Here is an 18,841-nt window from a genome sequence, read left to right as displayed (position 1 = left end):
CTGTCCAACCCGATCTTGGCCGAGACGGCAGACTCGGCGTGCTCTTCCCACCACAGGCCAGCGGGTCGCGTATATCGCCAGCGCTGGTGAGGCGCCACGGGGCATCATCGACGGTGTCTCGCCAGCCGACAGGGAGGAAATCCGCGGGGATCCAGACGCCGGACGGGAGCTGAAGCGAGTTCAGTTTTGAACTGCTTGGATGCCGGAACGGGAGGACTCTGTCAGAAGTAAGCGTTTTTCTGACAGTGCTTTTTCGACGCGCGCTTGCGGAGCTCACCCACACGCGATTGCTTGCTCTTGGACGCTCGACGCAAGGGTCATCAAACCAACGGAATAAGAAAGCCCCAACCAGCGACGGTTCCTTGGGTCGAACCACGGCGTCTGGGCTGTGCGCGACAATCCGTCCGCCAGCGGTTGATGGACGAGCCGGCGCTCCGCGCCGGCCACTACACATCTGTACGAGAAGCCTCATGACCGAGAACGGGTCCGCTAGGCACAGCTCACGCAGCCACGGACTTCGTCGCCGTCACCCGCAAGTATTTTTACTCCGCTTTGCTTAGCGTATCTGCTCTCGACTACGCGCCTCATCGCTAGGAATGCCCTCACGCGCGCCGCGGCACTTCAACAATTTCATTTTCATTCGACGCTGCCGAAGTCAGCATGCGAGAAGCGTTGCGAGTAATCGCTGCGGCTTGGCTGTAGCGCAGCGCAGAAATTTAGGCTAGCTTCTGCTCGCGAGTTTGCAAATGCGTACCCGCACCCGATCTCTCCGAAGACAACGAGCGATCATTCGACCGCTCGCCCCCTCACATCCTCAGAGCTGGGATAATCCGGACAATGAGGAAATCTGGTTTGAGTTGGCGCGCGCTATCGGACGTCAGGTCGCACGGGATGAAAATCACGGCTCGGGGCAGCCGATAAAGGACCGACATGACGACAGCGTCATCGAAGAAAACGGCCGTACTATACGCCCGTTATTCCAGCGACATGCAAAAGGCGACCTCGATTGATGGTCAGCTATTGCTCTGCCGGAAGGTCGCATTGCGCAACGACCTCGATGTCATCGGCGAGTTTGTCGATGCCGCAAAATCTGGTCTTACCGAAGGTGCGCGGGACGGCTATCAGCGTTTACTCAACGGTGTGAGAAACCGGGACTTTGACGTAGTCGTGGTTGAGCATTTCGACCGCTTGTCGCGCGATCCCGCAACCATCCAGCGTCTCAAGCAGGTTTTCGAGTTCAACGGCGTTGAGCTGATGGATCAGAAGGGGGTCTATGCGACCGCCACTGACATCAGCATCGCAAGTCTCTACAACACGATTTACAAGCCGCAGCTCGCCGAAAAGGTTCGGCGCGGCCATGACAACGCTGTTGCCAACGGAAGAATTCCTGGCTCATGCGCCTATGGTTATCGACCGAGGCCGGGCGCGCCGGGCGAACGCGTGATCGATGACAACGAAGCAAAGATTGTGCTCCGCATCTTCAGCGAATATGCAGCGGGCCGCTCGACCCGAACTATCGCCGCTGATCTCACCCGCGAAGGCGTGCCCTCACCAGGGGCAACTCGTCACAAGAACAAGGCTGATCGTACCACCTGGAATCACCAGTGCATTACAGGCGGCCGGCATGGTCGCGGTATTATCGGCAACGATCTATATATAGGCGAGATACATTGGAACATTCGCTCGACAATTCTCAACCCGGAGACCCAGAAGAAACAGAAGCGCCGCAATCCAGAAGAGCGCCACATCATAGTTAAGAAGCCGGAGCTACGGATCGTGCCGCAAGCGCTCTGGAATCGAGCGCATGAGGTTCGTAGCGCGCGCGCCGTATCTATGTTCGGACCGACTGGCAAGCCGCGGCGTCGCGCCGTGATCCCGCGCAACAACGAGCACCCGCTTGCCGGTGTGCTCCGGTGCGGCGTCTGCAATGGCCACATGCGAATCGCTCAATCCTCGCGTAACGGTGCACCGCGCGCGGCATGCGCGAGCGCGCATCAGCGGGGCACGTGCGAGCACACCCGTAGCTTCGACATGGACGTTCTGCTCGAGGATGCCTCCGACCAAATCCAACTGAAATTGCTTTCGCCGAAAGCCATTGAAGAGGCGATGTGTGCCTGGAAGGAGGAGCGCAAAAATGATCGGAACAAGGGCAGCGAACACTCTAAGCTAGAGCGTCGACGCCGCGTGTTGACTACCGAGATGGAACGCCTGTCATATGCCATCGCAAATAGCCGCCGGAAGCCGGACGAGTTGCTCAAGCGCATCGATGAGTGCGACCTGGAGCGGGAAAGCGTTGAAGAGCGCTTGCGGCTGCTGGGCGCTGGCGGCGAAAATGTCATTGGCTTCGATCACCCGAAATTCGGTGACCGATACCGTTCGGAGGTTAGAAGACTGGTCACCGCGCTCAAGGCCAATCCGAAGGCGATCGAAACTCGCGTAGCCTTCCGCAACTTGATCGAATGCATAGTAGTGCATCCGGTTCGCAAGCGGATGCCCTACGAATATACGCCCTACCTGAACAGCTCCGCGCTTTACGGCAAGAACCTTTTCCCAGAAAACCGCAGCAAGGCGCGAGAAATCAGCACGTTTGCCTACTACGACAATGGCAAGTCAGGGAAATCCGTGTCCTCGTAGTAGACGCGGACCTGCATGTGGTGGCGGCCGTCGCGGATCTCGCCGTCGAGATGAGCTGTCACGTCACGAGCCTCTTCGCTTTCGGTAACCAGTCCGTTTTGCGCAAAAACGGCCGGCTGCGCAAGCGCGGCTAGACGATCAAAGGCCCCCGACCCAGCGTCACCTCGACGATCTCCGGCGGCACGCCGACGCGGAGCGGCATGATGCTGCAACCGAGGCCGCCGGAGATGATGACGTCGCATTTCAGCCGGACATGACCGTAGGCGAGCCGGAGGCCGTGCTGCGGCGGAACCGCCGGCGACCAGCCGAGCAGGCGGACCTGACCGCCATGGGTGTGGCCGGACAGCTGCAACGCGACGCGGGCGGGCACGCGCGGCGCGATATTGGGCTCATGCGCGAGCAGGATGATCGGCGCATCATCGGTGACCTTGGCAAGCGTCGCGTCGAGATCGTCGGCGCCGAAGCGCCCCGTGCTCCGGAAGCGTCGCGCCGGCAGAAAGGCGAGCTGATCGCCGAGGCCGGCGAGCCAGAACGCGCGACCATCCTTGGTGAGCCGAATGACGTCGTTCTCGTAGACGGGAATACCGGCCGCCTCCAGCGCGCGATGCGCGACCGTCGGCCCGTGGCCGGCCTGCTGCACGGTCCTGTCCGCCCAATAATCATGATTGCCCATGACGGCATGGACGCCGAGCGGCGCTTTCAGGCCGGCCAGCACCTTGGCCCATTCGTTCGCCGGAATGATGCGCGTGACCTGGTGCAGACCGGCGACATAGTCGCCGAGCAGCACGATGATATCCGCGTTGAGCGCATTGGTGCGATCGACGATGGCTTCGATTCGCTCCAGCGACATCCAGGGATCGCAGGCGTGGATGTCGGCGATCACGGCGATCTTCAGCGGAAAATCCGCCGGCCATTGCCGCGGGGTTGGATGATAGCGGGTGACCCGAAGCCGCAGCATCGGCTCGACGCCGACGCCATAGGCCGCGGTCGATACACCGAGGGCGGACAGGCCGCCGATGGAACGGAAGAAATGACGGCGCGTGATCATGGCAGTCCGATCGTGATGCAGTTTGTTGATGCGGCCCTATTGGAGCGGAAATGGGGTGCGTTTGTGCAGACCCTCTGCACGAGATGACCGGAAATCATGACGGCCCGAGTAGGCTGCACTTGCCCAGATCAGTCGTCGCTCTCGTCGGTGCCGAACAGGCCGAACTGTGCCGCCGCATCGCGCGAGGGCTCGGCTATCCCGAGATGGCGGAAGGCGTGCGAGGTGAGCAGGCGGCCGCGCGGGGTCCGCTGCAGATAGCCACACTGGATCAGATAGGGCTCGATGATGTCTTCGATCGCGTCGCGCGGCTCGGACAAGGCGGCGGCCATCGTCTCGACGCCGACCGGGCCGCCGCCATAGTTCTGTGCGATGGTCGTGAGGTAACGGCGGTCCATCGCATCAAGGCCGGCGGCATCGACCTCGAGCGCGCTCAGCGCGTGATCGGCAATCTTGCGATCGATCCTGTCGGCATCGGCCGCCGAGGCAAAATCGCGCACGCGGCGGAGCAGCCGGCCGGCGATGCGTGGCGTGCCGCGCGCGCGTCGCGCGATCTCGTTGGCGCCATCCGCGCTCATGCCGACGTTGAGCACGCGTGCGCCACGGGTGACGATGCTCTCAAGCTCTTCGATCGTGTAGAAATTCAACCGGATCGGAATGCCGAAGCGGTCGCGCAAGGGATTGGTGAGCAGGCCGGCGCGCGTGGTGGCGCCGACGAGGGTGAATTTCGACAGCTCGATCTTCACCGAGCGCGCCGCCGGGCCCTCGCCGATGATGAGGTCGAGCTGGAAATCCTCCATCGCGGGATAGAGCACTTCTTCCACCGCAGGGCTGAGGCGATGGATCTCGTCGATGAAGAGCACATCGCGCTCTTCGAGATTGGTGAGGAGTGCTGCGAGATCGCCGGCCTTGGCGATCACCGGGCCCGACGTGGCACGAAAGCCGACGCCGAGCTCCTTGGCCACGATCTGCGCCAGCGTGGTCTTGCCGAGGCCGGGGGGACCGACGAACAACACGTGATCCAGCGCCTCGCCGCGCTTGCGCGCCGCCTCGATGAAGATGGACAGATTCTTGCGCGCCTGCTGCTGGCCGACGAAATCGGACAGCGATTGCGGGCGCAGCGCGGTGTCGCCGACATCGTCGCTGCGGCGCTCGGGCGTGACCATGCGGTTGGCCTTGGGATCGCTCACTCAGCGGACTCCCGAAAATCGTAGGGTGGGCAAAGGCGCTCTTCGCGCCGTGCCCACCATGTCGCTGATCGCTCTATAGATGGTGGGCACGCTTCGCTTTGCCCACCCTACGAGATTGACCATTTCCGCGCTCACTTCGACAGCTCCTTCAGGCCCAGCCGGATGAGCTGCGCGGTCCCGGCGCTCTCGCCCGCGCTGCGCGCGGCCGATGCGATCGCCGCCGCCGCCTGCGGCTGGCCGTAGCCGAGATTGACCAGCGCTGAGATCGCATCCGCCACGGGTCGCGGCGCGCGCTGGTCGTCGACGGCACCGGCGAGGTGCACGACCGCCGGATCGACATTGGCGAAGGCCGGCGCCTTGTCCTTCAGTTCGGTGACGATGCGCTCCGCGACCTTGGGGCCGACACCGGGCGTGCGCGCCACCGCGGCCTTGTCGCGCAACGCGATCGCGTTGGCGAGGTCGGACGGCTGCAGCGTACCGAGCACGGCGAGCGCGACCTTGGCGCCGACGCCCTGCACGGTCTGGAGCAGGCGAAACCATTCGCGTTCCTGGTCGCTGCGGAAGCCGAACAGTTTGATCTGATCCTCACGAACATAGGTCTCGATCGACAGCACGGCGGCCTCGCCCGGCGAGGGCAGATGCTGAAGCGTGCGCGTCGAGCAATGCACCTGATAACCGACACCGCCGACGTCGAGGATGACGAAATCCTCGCCGTAGGAATCGATCAGGCCCTTGAGCTTGCCGATCATAGGCCTGCCACCTTCAGCCGCAGCGCGGTGCTCTGGCGATGATGGGCGTGGGTGATGGCGATGGCGAGCGCGTCGGCGGCGTCCGCGGACGGCGGATCGGCCTTGGGCAGCAAGATCTTGAGCATCATCGCGATCTGCTGCTTGTCGGCGTGGCCGGCGCCGACCACCGTCTTTTTCACCTGGTTCGGCGCGTATTCGGCAACGCTGATGCCGAACATCGCGGGCGCGAGCATGGCGACGCCGCGGGCCTGGCCGAGCTTCAGCGTCGCGACGCCGTCCTTGTTGACGAAAGTCTGCTCGACCGCGGCTTCCATCGGCTTGTGACCGGACAGGACAGCGGCCAGCCCCTCATGGATCGCGAGCAGCCGGCTCGCCAGCGGCAAATCGTCCGGCGGCTCCACCGAGCCGCAGGCGACGTAGATCAGGCGATTGCCCTCGGCCTCGATCACGCCCCAGCCGGTGCGGCGCAGGCCAGGGTCGATGCCGATGATGCGAACGGGGCCACGAATCGGGAGCGTCGTCATGGGCCAGTGATAGCGGCTGGCCGCCGTGGGGGAAACAGAAACAGAACGGAAGTAACAGGGGAAGTGGCCCCCTACCCGCCCATCTTCGCCAGCAGCGCGTCCGACACCTCGAAATTGGCGTAGACGTGCTGGACGTCGTCGTGCTCGTTGAGCAGGTCCATCAGCTTGAGCAGCTTCTCGCCGGTCTCGTCGTCGACCGCGACCGTGTTCTGCGGTTTCCAGATCAGCGCGGCCTTGCGCGGCTCGCCGAACTTGGCTTCCAGCGCCTTGGCGACGTCGCGATAGCCTTCCGTCGAAGCATAGATCTCGTGGCCGGCTTCGCTCGAGATCACGTCGTCGGCGCCGGCCTCGATCGCGGCATCCAGCACCGCATCGTCGGAGGCGACGCTGCGGTCGTATTCGACGATGCCGGTGCGGTCGAACATGAAGGACACCGAGCCGGTTTCGCCGAGATTGCCGCCGGACTTGGTGAAGAAGGAGCGGATGTCGGAAGCCGCGCGGTTGCGGTTGTCGGTCAGCGCCTCGACGATGACGGCAACGCCGCCGGGTCCGTAACCCTCGTAGCGGATCTCGTCATAGTTCTCGCCGTCATTACCGAGCGCCTTCTTGACGGCGCGCTCGATATTGTCCTTCGGCATGTTCTCCTGGCGCGCCGCCGTGATGGCCGCACGCAGGCGCGGGTTCATGTTGGGGTCGGGCGTCCCCAGCTTGGCCGCGACGGTGATTTCCCGCGCCAGTTTGCCGAACAGTTTCGACTTCTGGGCATCCTGCCGCCCCTTGCGGTGCATGATGTTCTTGAATTGGGAATGTCCGGCCATGCGTGATCTTCTCTAGGGGAATCGTGCGCCAAGGTGAGCGTGGGAAGCGCGGCCTTATAGGCCGCCACCCCCCTGGAAAGAAAGAGGCTCTACGACTTTAAGGTAACACCGTATGGGCCCGTGCCTAGATGTCAGGCATCGTTAACCCTGATTTCATTCCAGCCTGCGAAAATAGCGTCCGACCGTCCCCCGACAAGAGAGACCTGATGGCATTCGGACTATTTCGGAAGCGTCTGCCGGACATGACTGCAACTGCGGCTGCCCCGCAGGCTGCACAGCCGGCGGCCCATTCCGAGCCTGCCGCGGCCGTCGAAAGCGATTCGGCCAAGGAAATCCTGGAACTGCTGGAACTCGAGCTGGGCGCCATGATTCGCCAGCTCGAGCGCGCCGCCAATTCGGTGGCCGGCGGCGCCGAGGCGACCGCGACGACGCTTGCCGCCATCCGCGACCGCACCGACGCCCTGACCGGCCGGACCAACGCCGCGCAATCGAACGCCTCCACCTTCGCCCATGCCGCCGACAAGTTCACCCAGTCGGCGCTGGGCATCGGGGCGCAGGTTCGCGAGGCCGGCAAGCTCGCCGACGAGGCCAGCGCCGCGGCACAGGAAGCCCGCGCCAACGTCGATCGCCTGCGCGAATCCTCGGCCGCCATCGGCAACGTCGTCAATCTGATCGCGCAGATCGCGCGGCAGACGACGCTGCTCGCGCTCAACTCGACCATCGAGGCCGCGCGCGCGGGCGCTGCGGGAAGAGGCTTTGCGGTCGTCGCCACCGAGGTCAAGGCACTCGCGGTGCAGACCCAGGGCGCGACGGAGGAGATCACCAAAAAGATCGACGCGCTGCAGCGCGACGCCGCTGGCTCCGCGGATGCGGTGCACCGCATCTCGCAGGCGATCGAGGCCATCCGCCCGGTCTTCGAGACCGTCAACGGCGCGGTCGCCGAACAGAACGCCACGACCAGCGAAGTCTCCGGCAACGCGACAAGCGCGTCGCAGTTCATCATCTCGGTCGGCGAAAGCGCGGCCGAGATCGATGCTGCGACCAAGGCGGCCGAGAGCCACGGCGAGAACGTCGCGAGCGCCGGCAAGGCCGTGACCGCCTTCGCACAGAAACTGAAATCGCGCTGTGCCGTGCTGCTGCGCCAGAGCGAGCACGACGATCGCCGCAAGACCGAACGGCTGCCCTGCCATCTCAAGCTCGAAACCGCCCGCGGCGTGCTGCCGGTCTACGAGATAGCGATGGACGGCGTGCTGATCGGCGGCGCCGACGCGGGCCGCCTTGCATCGCAAGCCATGATCGAAGGCACCCTCGAAGGCGTCGGCGCCTGCCGCCTGCGCGTGGTCAAGCAGTCCAAGGCCGGCGCGCGCGCGCAATTCGTCAATCCCGATGCCGCGCTCCGCGAGAAGATCGAGGACAGGCTCTGGTCGATCCATGAAGAGAACACGGAGTTCGTCACCCGTGCCATGGAGGCGGGCAACGCGCTGACCGGAATCTTCGAGCAGGCGGTTGCTCGCGGCGAGGTGAAGATCGAGGACCTCTTCGACGCCGATTATGCCGAAATCGCCGGAACCAATCCGCAGCAGTACCGCACCCGATATCTGGACTGGGCCGACCGCGCGCTGCCGTCGTTCCAGGAAGCGTTTCTGGCAAAGGACCTGCGCTTGGCGTTCTGCGCCATGGTCGATCGCAACGGCTTCCTGCCGGTGCACAACAAGATCTATTCGCATCCGCAGCGGCCGGGCGATGCCGCGTGGAACACAGCCAACAGCCGCAACCGGCGGATGTTCAACGATCCGGCGGGGTTGGCTGCCGCGCGCAACCTGCGCTCGTATCTGGTGCAGAGCTATGCGCGCGACATGGGCAACGGAAATACTGTGATGATGCGCGAGATCGACGTTCCGATCCGCGTGCAGGGCCGGCACTGGGGCGGATTTCGGACGGCCTACAAGCTCTAGTGCGCGCTCAGGCAAGACGCCAACGCGCGAATCACCTCTTAAGACCGGAATTGGAATGGGAATGCCGCGGAGAGCCGGCGAACGGCTCTGACTGGAGGACTCTCAAGACATGTCCGTCGTACAACTTGCAGTACTGGACACCGGCTCCAACCGAACGCTTGCCGAGCGGCTGATCGATCAGCTCGCCGACCGCATCGGCGGCCTCGGCGTGGAACTCGCCGACATCGCCGGCAACGTCCAGGAAGTCGCAAGCCGCGTCGCGAACCAGTCGGAACGGTTTCATCATCTCCAGGAAACCGCCGAGACGATGGTGTCGGCCAACCACGACATCGCCAATGCGTCGCAGGCGGTTCAAACGACCACGTCGGCGGCGGTCGGCGAGATCGCGCAGTCGCGCGGCGCAGTCGATGCCGCAGTGAGCCACATCTCCGAACTCGTCGCAGCCGTCGAACGCATCGAGGCGCGGCTCAGCGCCGTCGGCTCCGCGCTGGCGCAAGTGGCAAAAGTGTCCGGCTCGATCGAGGCGATCGCGAAGCAGACCAACCTGCTCGCGCTCAACGCCACCATCGAGGCGGCACGCGCCGGCAATGCCGGCCGCGGCTTCGCGGTGGTGGCAAGCGAGGTCAAGAACCTCGCGGAAGCCACCCGCCAAGCCACACACCAGATCTCCGACACCGTGCGCGATCTCGACGGCCAGATCGAAGGCCTGATCGGCGAGAGCAGCGATGCTTCGCAGCGCGCGAAGACGGCCGGCGAAGGCGCCCAGCGGATCTCCGGCATCATCTCGCGGGTCCAGCAGGGCTTCGCCTCCGTGGAAGCGGAGATCGGCAGCGTCACGCGCGCGGCGACTTCCAATCTCGGACATTGCGACAGCGTCATCAGCGAGCTCAACGAGCTCGCCAAGGGCGTCGACCTCTCCTCGCGCGATCTCAAGAACGCGGATCAGCGCGTGACCAAACTGCTCGACACGTCCGAAGGCCTGATCGCGCTGATCGCCGACAGCGGCGTGGAGACATCCGATGCGCCGCTGATCCGCACCGTCGTCGAGACCGCCAAGCGGATCTCCGACGAGTTCGAAGCCGCCATCGGCCGCGGCGAGATCACGCTCGACCAGTTCATGGACGAGAACTATCGGGAAATCCCCGGCACCGATCCCAAGCAGTACAACACTAACTATGTCGACTTCACCGACCGCGTGCTGCCCGCGATCCAGGATCCGATCCAGAAGTCCGATCCCCGCATCGTGTTCTGCGTCGCCTGGGCCAAGGGCGGCTATCTGCCGACGCACAACCCGAACTACCGACTGCCCCAGGGCAAGGACCCGGTCTGGAATAACGCCAATTGCCGCAACCGCCGCCTGTTCACCGATCGAGCGGTGCAGAAGGTCGCGGCCAACACCAAGCCGTTCCTGCTCCAGACCTATCGCCGCGACATGGGCGGCGGGCAGTTCGTGCTGATGAAGGACCTGTCCTCGCCGATCATGATCCGCGGCAAGCACTGGGGCGCCTTCCGGATGGGCTTTCGGCAGAGCTGACGGTCACTCCTGCGGACCTTGAATCAAAAAACCTCGAAAACAACCCCATGCACAGTAGCCGGGGCGAGCAGAATCAATGGCTTAAGCGCCCGATGAATCCGTCGATCCAGGCGTCTCTGAAGCGCTTGCGGCGTCGGGCAAAACAGGCGTAGAGTGCTATTATTCCGAAATTTCCATTCCTCCCTTCTCTCCTTGTCGAAGCCATCCCCGCCAGACAAAGAAAAGCCGCCACCGGAACGAAACGATGACGGCTTCCTCCTGGCTTGCGAAACCCGCCTTTACCGCCCGGCTCCAACGCGATTGACGCCACCATTCGCATTGCCACCGGCGTTATGACGGACTGCGGCGCGCGCCACCGGGCGCGGCCTGAGCACGACGCCTGCACGAGCAACGCAACCCGCCGGATATTCTACGTACTGGCAGTAAATCACCGCCTTGGCTGGGGTTGGACTGAGCGACAGGGTTGCAAGCCCAAGCAGGCCGCTGGCGGCGATGCCCGCGACCGTCGCTGACTTGATCGAAAGAAGCTTCCTCGGATGCATGGCGGACCTCCCTCTTCGCACTTGCGTCACCGAAAGGTGACGGAAGCGCCTCAGGTGCGGCTGAACATGGCGTAGGCGTCGCAATGCGCGGGTTCGATTGATCTACATCAAGCTCACGCGCGGAGTGAGCCGCAATCTCGCGAGCGGGGCTTAAGGAATTCATGGAAGGGTTTCTGTCATGCTCCGCTTCATTCTTGCTTCTCTTGCCGCTTTCGTTTTGCTCACCGCCTGCTTGATCCCCGATGATGCCGAGGCCCGGCGCGGCGGAGGTGCCTATCGGGGTGGCGGCGCTTACCGCGGCGGTGCGGTCGCAGTTCGAGGACCGCGGGGCGGCGGCGCTGTTGCAGTGCGCGGCGCAGGCTATCGGGGCGGCTATCGCGGCTACGGCTATCGGCGCTACGGTGTAGGAGCGGCAGCGGTCGGCGCGGCTGCCGTTGGCACTGCTGCGTACCGCCGCAGTTGCTACGATGCTTACGGAAACTACATTTGCGCCTATTGATCCGTGGCGACGCCCGATAGCGCGGCTAGGCCTTCTGTGCGCACAAGCAAGCGCCGGCGGTGACCGTTCGAGCCGTTTACACCAGCAAAGCGGAAGGCATGGGCATGGGCTTGTCCATTGCGCGTACCATTATCGAAGCGCGCAACGGGTTCATATCAGCGAGTAATCGGGAGCACGGCGGTGCCTCGTTCACGATCAGGCTTCCCTTTGCCGGTTGATGCACAACGGTGCCCGTACGCGGAGACGGACCCCTCACCCGAGTGAGCCTGCGTCTACGGGCGTCGCTGCCCTCTCCCACAAGGTGAGAGGGCACATCAATGAGTCGCCGCAATTGATCGCGTAAGAAGTCCGCGCCGTCGATCGACTTCCATAATCGCACGAGTTTCGTCATCGCATGATTTTGCGCATTCGCACGATCATCTGCGGCGAGCAACGGCGCATGTGAAGAAAAAGCGTCAGAAAATGACGATTATCATATCAATTAGCCCAAAATCACCGCAGCGATCGCCGCACAAATTCGTGAACGTCATGGCCTGACGCGCTCGCTACGCAAATATGCATTGCCGGAAATGTCGACGCTTCATCGTTTCGCATCGATATGATTATTGTGCGCGCAAATTCGCTGACTAGATCGCCGTAAGCGATCGAGCGAGCAAGGGGATGCATATGGCAACTGTTCTCACCATCAACGGCGAAACGAAATCGTTCGACGCGCCACCTGAAATGCCGCTGCTGTGGGTCCTGCGCGACGTCCTCGGGATGACCGGCACCAAGTTCGGCTGCGGCATCGCGCAGTGCGGCGCCTGCACGGTGCACGTCGATGGCAAGGCCGTCCGCTCCTGTGTCTTGCCGGTCAGCACGGTCGCGAACCGCGCCATCACGACGATCGAGCATGTCGGCAGCACGCCTGCGGGCGCGAAGGTGCAGAAGGCCTGGCTCGATGCCGAAGTGGTCCAGTGCGGCTACTGCCAATCCGGCCAGATCATGGCGGCCGCGGCACTGCTGGCGGCAACGCCCAGCCCTGACGATTCCGACATCGACGCCGCGATGGCTGGCAACATCTGCCGCTGCGGCACCTATGTGCGCATCCGCGAGGCCATCAAGCAGGCCGCCTCCGGTCGTCAGTCGTGAGGTCCGCCATGATCACCGACAAGACTCTTCCTGACGTCTCCCGCCGTGCGCTTCTGACCGGCGGTCTCGCCACCGGCTTCCTGCTCGCCTTCCACCTGCCGCTGCGCGCCGCCGTCAACGAGCCGGAGCAGCCGAAGGACACGACCGACGGCAAGTTCGCGCCCAACGCCTTCATCCGCATCGACGAGACCGGCCGCACCGCCCTGATGATGCCGCAGGTCGAGATGGGCCAGGGGGTCTATACTTCGATTGCGATGATCCTGGCCGAAGAGTTGGACGCCGATTGGGCAAAGGTCGCCGTGCTGCATGCGCCGCCCAACGACAAGCACTACGCCAATCCCGCCTTCGGCTTGCAGGCCACGGGTGGTTCGACCTCGATCCGTGCCTGGTGGAAACCGTTGCGGGCAGCCGGCGCCAGCGCGCGGGCGATGCTGGTGCAGGCCGCAGCAGTGCAATGGCAGGTCGAGCCTGCAAGCTGCACCGCGTCGAAAGGCGAGGTCGTGCACGCCGCAAGCGGCCGCAGGCTCGGCTATGGCGAACTGGCACTGGCCGCACAGGGCCAGACGCCGCCGAAGGATGTTTCGGTCAAGGACCCCAAGGACTTCGTCATCATCGGCCAGCCGCTGAAGCGGCTCGACACGCCGGACAAGGTCAATGGCAAGGTCGTCTACGGCATCGACGCGATCCTACCCGGCATGAAGATCGCAGCGATCGCCAATTGCCCGGTCTTTGGCGGCAAGGTCGGCAAGGTCGACGACAGCGCGGCGACAAAAATCCCGGGCGTGCGCAAAATCGTGGTGCTCGAGGATACAATCGCCGTGATCGGCGACCACATGTGGGCCGCCAAGAAAGGCCTCGATGCGCTCAAGATCGAGTGGGACGAGGGACCGAACGCCAAGCTCAGCACGGAGGATATATGGCGGCATCTGCGCGCCGCCAGCGAGAAAGACGGCGTGGTCGCGAAATCGGTCGGCGACATCGCCAAGGGGCTCGCAAGCGGCGACAGGTTCGAGGCGAGCTTCGAACTGCCGTTCCTTGCGCATGCCTCGATGGAGCCGATCAACGCCACCGTTCACGTCAGGCCTGATGCCTGCGAGATTTGGACCGGCACGCAGATCATGACACGCGTGCAATCGGAGGCGGCGAAGGCCGCCGGCCTCCCGGTCGACAAGGTGATCGTCAACCAGCATCTGCTCGGCGGCGGCTTCGGCCGCAAGCTCGAGCCGGACATGGTGGTGGCGGCCGTGAAGATTGCAAAACAGGTCGACTATCCCGTCAAGGTGATATGGACCCGTGAGGAGGACATCCAGCACGACGTCTACCGCCCGGTCTATCGCGACCAGGTCACGGCATCGCTGGTCGACGGCAAGGTCGCGGCTTGGAAGTACAAGGTCGCCGGCTCCGCCGTGCTGGCGCGCTGGCTGCCACCGGCGTTCCAGAAGGGTATCGATATCGATGCGGTCGATGCCGCTGTCGATGCGCCCTACGACTTCGCCAATTTCCATGTCGAATATGTCCGCGCCGAACCGCCGGCGGTGCCGACCGGCTTCTGGCGCGGCGTCGGTCCGAACAACAACGTGTTCGCGGTCGAATGCGCGATGGACGAGCTGGCGCGCAAAGCCGGCAAGGACCCCGTCGAATTCCGCCGCTCCATGCTGACCAAGAATCCGCGCATGCTCGCGGTGCTCAATCTCGCCGCCGAGAAATCCGGCTGGGGCCAACCGCTGCCACCGCGCGTCGGTCGTGGCGTCTGCGTGCAGCCGTCTTTCGCGAGCTTCCTCGCCACCGTGGTGGAAGCGGAGATCGACGATATCGGCGAGATCACGCTCCGCCGCATCACATCGGTGGTGGACACCGGCATCGCGGTCAACCCCGATACAGTGAAGGCGCAGATCGAGGGTGGCCTGGTGTTCGGCCTCACCGCCGCGCTCTATGGCGAGATCACCATCGAGAAGGGCCGCGTGCAGCAGTCGAATTTCCACGACTACCGCATGATGCGCATCAACGAGATGCCGAAGATCGAGGTCGTCGTCGTCAAGAGCGGCGAGGCGCCCGGCGGCATCGGTGAGGCCGGCGTCAATGCTGGACCGCCGGCGCTGCGCAACGCCATTTACGCGGCAACCGGCGTCGCGCTGCGGCGCCTGCCGATCGATCGGAAACTGCTGGCTGCGGGGAAAAAGGCATGAGCGGCAAGATGCGTATCTTCACCGGCATCGTCGTGATCGCCATTGTCGTGGTGGCGCTCGGCGTCTGGATCATCCGCGGGCCCGGCCCGCTCGACTTCGGCGGCGGCCCCAAGGTAGCGCTGGCGGATTACCGTGCCGGCAAACCGACCGGCGTGCCGGCCAAGCTCGAAAAGGCGAGCCTGGTCGAACGCGGCGAATACCTCGCGAAGGCGGCCGACTGCATGGTCTGCCACACCAAGCCCGGCGAGACGGACTATTCCGGCGGGCTCGGCTTCAAGCTGCCGTTCGGCACGCTCTATTCCACCAACATCACGCCGGACAAGGACACCGGCATCGGCAATTACAGCGACCAGGATTTTCTCAACGCGGTCCAGCGCGGCAAACGCCATGACGGCGCCCGGCTCTATCCGGCGATGCCGTACACGTCCTATACCTATATGACGGATGACGACGTGCTGACGGTGAAGGCCTATCTGTTCAGCCTGCCGGCGGTACGCGCGAAGCCGCCGGAGAACACGCTGTCCTTCCCGTTCAACCAGCGCTGGGCGATGATTGTCTGGTCGGCCGTGTTCAATCCCGACACACGCTTTGCGCCTGATACGTCGAAGAGCCCGGAGTGGAATCGCGGCGCGTATCTTGTTGAAGCGTTGGCGCATTGCGGCGAATGCCACACGCCGCGCAATCTCGGCTTTGCGCTGGACAACCGCAAGAAGTTCGCAGGCGCGATCACGGCGGGGTGGCGCGCCTTCAACATCTCCTCCGACAAGGCCACCGGCCTCGGCAATTGGCGTGACGAGGACCTGATCTCCTATCTGTCGCTCGGCCATGCGCCCGGCCACGGCTCGGCGTCGGGTCCGATGGGTGAAGCGGTCGACCACAGTTTCAGCCAGTTCGCGCCTGAGGACATCCGAAGCATCGTCGCTTATCTGCGCAACGTACCGCCGCAGCCCTCGCCCGACCTGCCCGCAACCACCGCGCCCGTTGCGCCCGCCTCGCACAAGGACGGCGTCACTGCGGACGCGCGCGGCAAGAAAATGTTCGCCAGCGCCTGCGCCAGCTGCCATGGCTGGAGCGGCGAGAGCCCGGTCTCGCCGATGGCGACGCTGACCGGCACCTGGGCCGTCAACGACCCCGCCGCCACCAACGTCGCGCAGATCGTGCTGTCAGGCACCAAGCGGAATACGCCCGACGGGGCGCTGTCGATGCCAGCATTCGGCAACGCCTATAACGACGACGAGATCGCGGCGGTCGCGAACTACGTCACGGCGCGGTTCGGTGCGAAGGGGTCGAGGCTGACGGCGAAGGATGTGGCGGAGTTGAGGGAGCAGACGGCGGAGTAGGTGCGGTGAGCGCATCACTCTCGGCGTCGTCCCGGCGAAGGCCGGGACCCATAGCCGCCCCGATTTGTTTGGCAAAGATTCGTCGTTCGGTACTCCGGCTGCGTGCAATGGATAGATCACGCGGTATGGGTCCCGGCCTTCGCCGGGACGACACTGAATATGTGGCGCCGTTCAGCTCAACCAGAATTTCGGCGTCGCCGGCTCCAGCCGGCCGCCGGCGCGCACCGGTGCGATGCGCAGTGCGAGTCCGGTCGCGTCATCCGTCTCCACGGCAACGCCGCTGAGCGTCGCGGCGCCTGCCGCCGGCTCGAAGCGGCCCGAGGGGATCCCGGAGGTGAACCTCCGCAGCGGCTCTTCCTTCTGCATGCCGATGATGGAATCGTAGTCGCCGGTCATGCCGGCATCGGTCATGTAGGCGGTGCCGCCCGACAGGATCTGGTGGTCGGCGGTCGGCACATGGGTGTGGGTGCCGACGACGAGGCTGGCGCGGCCGTCGCAGAAAAAGCCGATGCCCTGCTTCTCGCTGGTCGCCTCGCAATGGAAGTCGACGACGATGGCATCCGCGGCAATGCCGAGCGGGCAGGCGCCGAGCTCGCGCTCCAGCGCTGCGAAGGGATCGTCGAACGGGGTCATGAAGACACGGCCGAGCGCGTTGACGACCAGCGCATGCTTGCCGTTCTTGGTCTCGACCAACGCGGCGCCGCGGCCGGGCGTGCCGCGCGGATAATTCGCCGGCCGCACCAGGCGCTCGGCGCGCTCGATGAACACCAGGGCTTCGCGCTGGTCCCAGGAGTGATTGCCGAGCGTCACCGCGTCGGCGCCGGCGTCGAGAAACTCCTGATAGATCGCTTCCGTGATGCCGAAGCCGCCGGCGGAATTCTCGCCGTTGACGACGACGAAATCGAGCGACCAGTCCTTGACCATGCCAGGCAGATATTCGGCGATGGCATTGCGCCCGGCACGGCCGACGACATCACCCACGAAGAGAATGCGCAACTTCAGAACTCCGGAAATCGAATACGTCGGATTCCGTTAGCACATAATCCAGCGCCACGTCGTGGGCTAGTGCCGGAACCGCCTTGATCTCCTGCGCTGCGAAAGCGAGCCCGATGCCGACGATGGTCTTGGCTTTTCGCAGATGCGCGAAGGTGTGGTCGTAGTGCCCCGCGCCATAGCCGATGCGATGGCCGAGACGATCGAAGGCAGCGAGCGGCGTCAGCATGATGTCCGGAATGACTTCAGCGGCCCCAGGCGACGGCTCGGGAATGCCGAGCGGGCCGAGCATCAGGCGATCGTTGGGATGGAAGATGCGGAAGATCAGCGCCTGGCCGCGCGCGGTGACGCAAGGCAGCGCGAGCCTGGCGCCCTGCTCGGCCAGCTTCTTCAGCAGCGGCATCGGATCGATCTCGCTGCGGATCGGCGAATAGCCTGACACGATGCTGCCCGGCAGCAGCGAGAATGGCAGCCCGCGCTTGGCGAGCTTGGCGGCGGCGGCGGTGCGTTTCTTGTCGCTCAGCGCATCGCGCGCCGCGAGGGCCTTGGCGCGGAGTTCGGCTTTGGTGTTGGTCATGCGCGCTTGCTCCGAAGGCTGAGCCTTGCTCCGCCGTCATCACCCGCCTTGTGCGCCCTTGCGCACTGGGGCGGGTGATCCAGTATTCCAGAGACGCCAGTGATCAAACATCGACGCCGCGGCGTACTGGATGCCCCGCTTTCGCGGGGCATGACACTGCCGGTTTGTCGTGGACGCAATTCGATGAGGACGCATTGCCAGAAGAAAACAGTGCGAAGCCGCGAACGCCGTTGAAGCACTCGATCCCGGAGTTCCCTACGAAAGTAGGTGGGCACCATATGTCCGAGCCCACGGGCCCGGCCAGGGACAGTTCCCTAAAGGATCGATAAGGCCCCGGGGATAATGGCTCCTGACGCGCGTCGCAGCCCCGCTCGGGCAATGTAACAACGATGCTGACGAATCGCCAGCCCGGTGAACGGTCAGCCGATGGCGATCCCGTTGCCGACGGTGCGGTTCAGGACCTGGGTCGACTTCTCGATGCGCTCGGCCGCAGAGTTCAGTGCGTTCACGACCGCGGTCTGGGTCAGCCGGGCGCGCTCGACGGCGGCGTTGCGGAAATCCCGTAGCTCGGTCAGTTCCTGCTCCATGGTCCGGATGCGATTGCCGGCGTCGACCAATTCGTCGCAGACGGTCAGCGCCGCCATTACGGTGAGCCTGGCATCACCGATCTCGCCGAACTTTCCGCGCAGCGACTGAATCCGCGTCTCCAGGCTTTCGGCGAGCTTGAGCAGCCGCACCTCCTGGCCTTCCTCGCAGGCCATGCGGTATTGCCGGCCGTTGATGGTGACGTTGATGTGGCTCATCCGTCCTCTCCGGTATCGAGCACCGAGCGAATCGTGACGATCGCGGAATCCAGCCGATCGGAGATCTCGCGGCTGGAGCGCTCGAGCTTGCGCGCCTTCACCAGCGCACCGTCGAGTTCGTCGGCAAGCCGCGAGCGGTCCGCGCCGAGCGCCTGGATTCGCGCCGCGAGCTCGTTCTCGTCGCGATCGGCATCGCGCCGCCGCTCCACGGCGCTTTCGAGCGAGTCGAGCGCCGCCATGAGCCTGCGGGTCGCGATCTCGATCTCGACGGCCGAGGACTCGGTCATGGCAGAGCTGTTGGATACGCGATCGTTCATGCAG

Annotated in this window: 18 protein-coding genes, 1 other RNA gene and 1 pseudogene; 8 read left to right on the top strand and 12 right to left on the bottom strand. The window is 64.3% G+C overall.

Annotation, left to right across the window (positions count from 1 at the left end; all coding sequences use genetic code 11):
- The first annotated feature begins 930 nt into the window (after positions 1-930).
- Positions 931-2,634 carry a recombinase family protein gene (locus tag IVB45_RS04205; protein WP_247359561.1) on the top strand — a complete coding sequence of 568 codons (1,704 nt, stop codon included), beginning with the start codon at positions 931-933 and terminating at the stop codon, positions 2,632-2,634.
- On the opposite strand, the pseudogene IVB45_RS04200 reads toward IVB45_RS04205, so the two are convergent.
- The 6 genes and pseudogenes from IVB45_RS04200 to IVB45_RS04175 all read right to left on the bottom strand — a co-directional run.
- Positions 2,616-2,726 (bottom strand): annotated as a pseudogene (locus IVB45_RS04200) (acyl-CoA thioester hydrolase); the annotation flags it as partial. The gene IVB45_RS04205 and the pseudogene IVB45_RS04200 overlap by 19 nt on opposite strands.
- 38 nt (positions 2,727-2,764) lie before the next feature.
- Entirely contained in the window at positions 2,765-3,682 is a 918-nt protein-coding gene (locus IVB45_RS04195; RefSeq protein ID WP_247359560.1) for a metallophosphoesterase, read from the bottom strand.
- A gap of 128 nt (positions 3,683-3,810) precedes the next feature.
- A complete protein-coding gene (gene ruvB / locus IVB45_RS04190) occupies positions 3,811-4,845 on the bottom strand; it encodes a Holliday junction branch migration DNA helicase RuvB (RefSeq protein WP_197031222.1) in 1,035 nt (344 codons plus the stop codon).
- A 155-nt stretch (positions 4,846-5,000) separates the two neighbouring features.
- Complete coding sequence (ruvA, locus tag IVB45_RS04185) at positions 5,001-5,618, bottom strand: Holliday junction branch migration protein RuvA (protein WP_027570280.1); 618 nt, start codon at positions 5,616-5,618, stop codon at positions 5,001-5,003.
- Positions 5,615-6,142: a crossover junction endodeoxyribonuclease RuvC gene (gene ruvC, locus IVB45_RS04180; RefSeq protein ID WP_007599969.1), complete on the bottom strand. Its 528-nt coding sequence runs from the start codon at positions 6,140-6,142 to the stop codon at positions 5,615-5,617. Before ruvC ends, ruvA begins: the two co-directional genes overlap by 4 nt.
- A 71-nt stretch (positions 6,143-6,213) precedes the next feature.
- Positions 6,214-6,960, bottom strand: a complete 747-nt coding sequence (locus IVB45_RS04175) for a YebC/PmpR family DNA-binding transcriptional regulator (RefSeq protein WP_027570279.1) — start codon at positions 6,958-6,960, stop codon at positions 6,214-6,216.
- 206 nt (positions 6,961-7,166) lie between these two features.
- Between IVB45_RS04175 and IVB45_RS04170 the strand changes: the two genes are divergently transcribed.
- Together IVB45_RS04170 and IVB45_RS04165 are read left to right on the top strand one after the other, a co-directional pair.
- Complete coding sequence (locus IVB45_RS04170) at positions 7,167-8,915, top strand: methyl-accepting chemotaxis protein (protein ID WP_247359559.1); 1,749 nt, start codon at positions 7,167-7,169, stop codon at positions 8,913-8,915.
- Positions 8,916-9,024: 109 nt separating this feature from the next.
- On the top strand, positions 9,025-10,449 hold the full coding sequence (locus IVB45_RS04165) for a methyl-accepting chemotaxis protein (protein ID WP_247283958.1): 1,425 nt from the start codon (positions 9,025-9,027) through the stop codon (positions 10,447-10,449).
- Positions 10,450-10,727: 278 nt separating this feature from the next.
- Here the strand turns inward: IVB45_RS04165 and IVB45_RS04160 are convergent, their stop codons facing one another.
- On the bottom strand, positions 10,728-10,991 hold the full coding sequence (locus IVB45_RS04160) for a hypothetical protein (RefSeq protein WP_007599963.1): 264 nt from the start codon (positions 10,989-10,991) through the stop codon (positions 10,728-10,730).
- 178 nt (positions 10,992-11,169) lie between these two features.
- Between IVB45_RS04160 and IVB45_RS04155 the strand changes: the two genes are divergently transcribed.
- The 5 genes from IVB45_RS04155 to IVB45_RS04135 all read left to right on the top strand — a co-directional run bounded on the left by IVB45_RS04155 (position 11,170) and on the right by IVB45_RS04135 (position 16,147).
- Positions 11,170-11,490 carry a hypothetical protein gene (locus tag IVB45_RS04155; protein WP_247359558.1) on the top strand — a complete coding sequence of 107 codons (321 nt, stop codon included), beginning with the start codon at positions 11,170-11,172 and terminating at the stop codon, positions 11,488-11,490.
- Between the two features lie 59 nt (positions 11,491-11,549).
- On the top strand, positions 11,550-11,708 hold the full coding sequence (locus IVB45_RS04150) for an ATP-binding protein (protein WP_256469500.1): 159 nt from the start codon (positions 11,550-11,552) through the stop codon (positions 11,706-11,708).
- A 448-nt stretch (positions 11,709-12,156) separates the two neighbouring features.
- Positions 12,157-12,621 carry a (2Fe-2S)-binding protein gene (locus IVB45_RS04145; RefSeq protein WP_247359557.1) on the top strand — a complete coding sequence of 155 codons (465 nt, stop codon included), beginning with the start codon at positions 12,157-12,159 and terminating at the stop codon, positions 12,619-12,621.
- A gap of 8 nt (positions 12,622-12,629) precedes the next feature.
- Entirely contained in the window at positions 12,630-14,807 is a 2,178-nt protein-coding gene (locus IVB45_RS04140; protein WP_247359555.1) for a molybdopterin cofactor-binding domain-containing protein, read from the top strand.
- Complete coding sequence (locus IVB45_RS04135; protein ID WP_247359554.1) at positions 14,804-16,147, top strand: cytochrome c; 1,344 nt, start codon at positions 14,804-14,806, stop codon at positions 16,145-16,147. The genes IVB45_RS04140 and IVB45_RS04135 overlap by 4 nt, the downstream gene beginning before the upstream one ends.
- Positions 16,148-16,318: 171 nt before the next feature.
- Here IVB45_RS04135 and IVB45_RS04130 read toward each other — a convergent pair whose 3' ends face one another.
- From IVB45_RS04130 to IVB45_RS04110, 5 genes are all read right to left on the bottom strand, one after another.
- The gene (locus tag IVB45_RS04130; RefSeq protein WP_247359553.1) at positions 16,319-17,143 is read right to left on the bottom strand and encodes a TIGR00282 family metallophosphoesterase; all 825 of its coding nucleotides are present in this window, start codon (positions 17,141-17,143) and stop codon (positions 16,319-16,321) included.
- A complete protein-coding gene (locus tag IVB45_RS04125; RefSeq protein ID WP_247359552.1) occupies positions 17,121-17,717 on the bottom strand; it encodes a 5-formyltetrahydrofolate cyclo-ligase in 597 nt (198 codons plus the stop codon). The genes IVB45_RS04130 and IVB45_RS04125 overlap by 23 nt, the downstream gene beginning before the upstream one ends.
- A 211-nt stretch (positions 17,718-17,928) precedes the next feature.
- Positions 17,929-18,088, bottom strand: a non-coding RNA gene (gene ssrS, locus IVB45_RS04120) — 6S RNA.
- Between the two features lie 48 nt (positions 18,089-18,136).
- The gene (locus IVB45_RS04115) at positions 18,137-18,520 is read right to left on the bottom strand and encodes a cell division protein ZapA (RefSeq protein WP_007599950.1); all 384 of its coding nucleotides are present in this window, start codon (positions 18,518-18,520) and stop codon (positions 18,137-18,139) included.
- Positions 18,517-18,807: a DUF4164 domain-containing protein gene (locus IVB45_RS04110; RefSeq protein WP_007599949.1), complete on the bottom strand. Its 291-nt coding sequence runs from the start codon at positions 18,805-18,807 to the stop codon at positions 18,517-18,519. The genes IVB45_RS04115 and IVB45_RS04110 overlap by 4 nt, the downstream gene beginning before the upstream one ends.
- Between the last annotated feature and the right edge of the window lie 34 nt (positions 18,808-18,841).

Source organism: Bradyrhizobium sp. 4 (assembly GCF_023100905.1).
Taxonomy (GTDB): domain Bacteria; phylum Pseudomonadota; class Alphaproteobacteria; order Rhizobiales; family Xanthobacteraceae; genus Bradyrhizobium.
The sequence above is the reverse complement of the archived record's forward strand: the minus strand, read 5'-3'. Positions and strand labels throughout refer to the sequence as shown.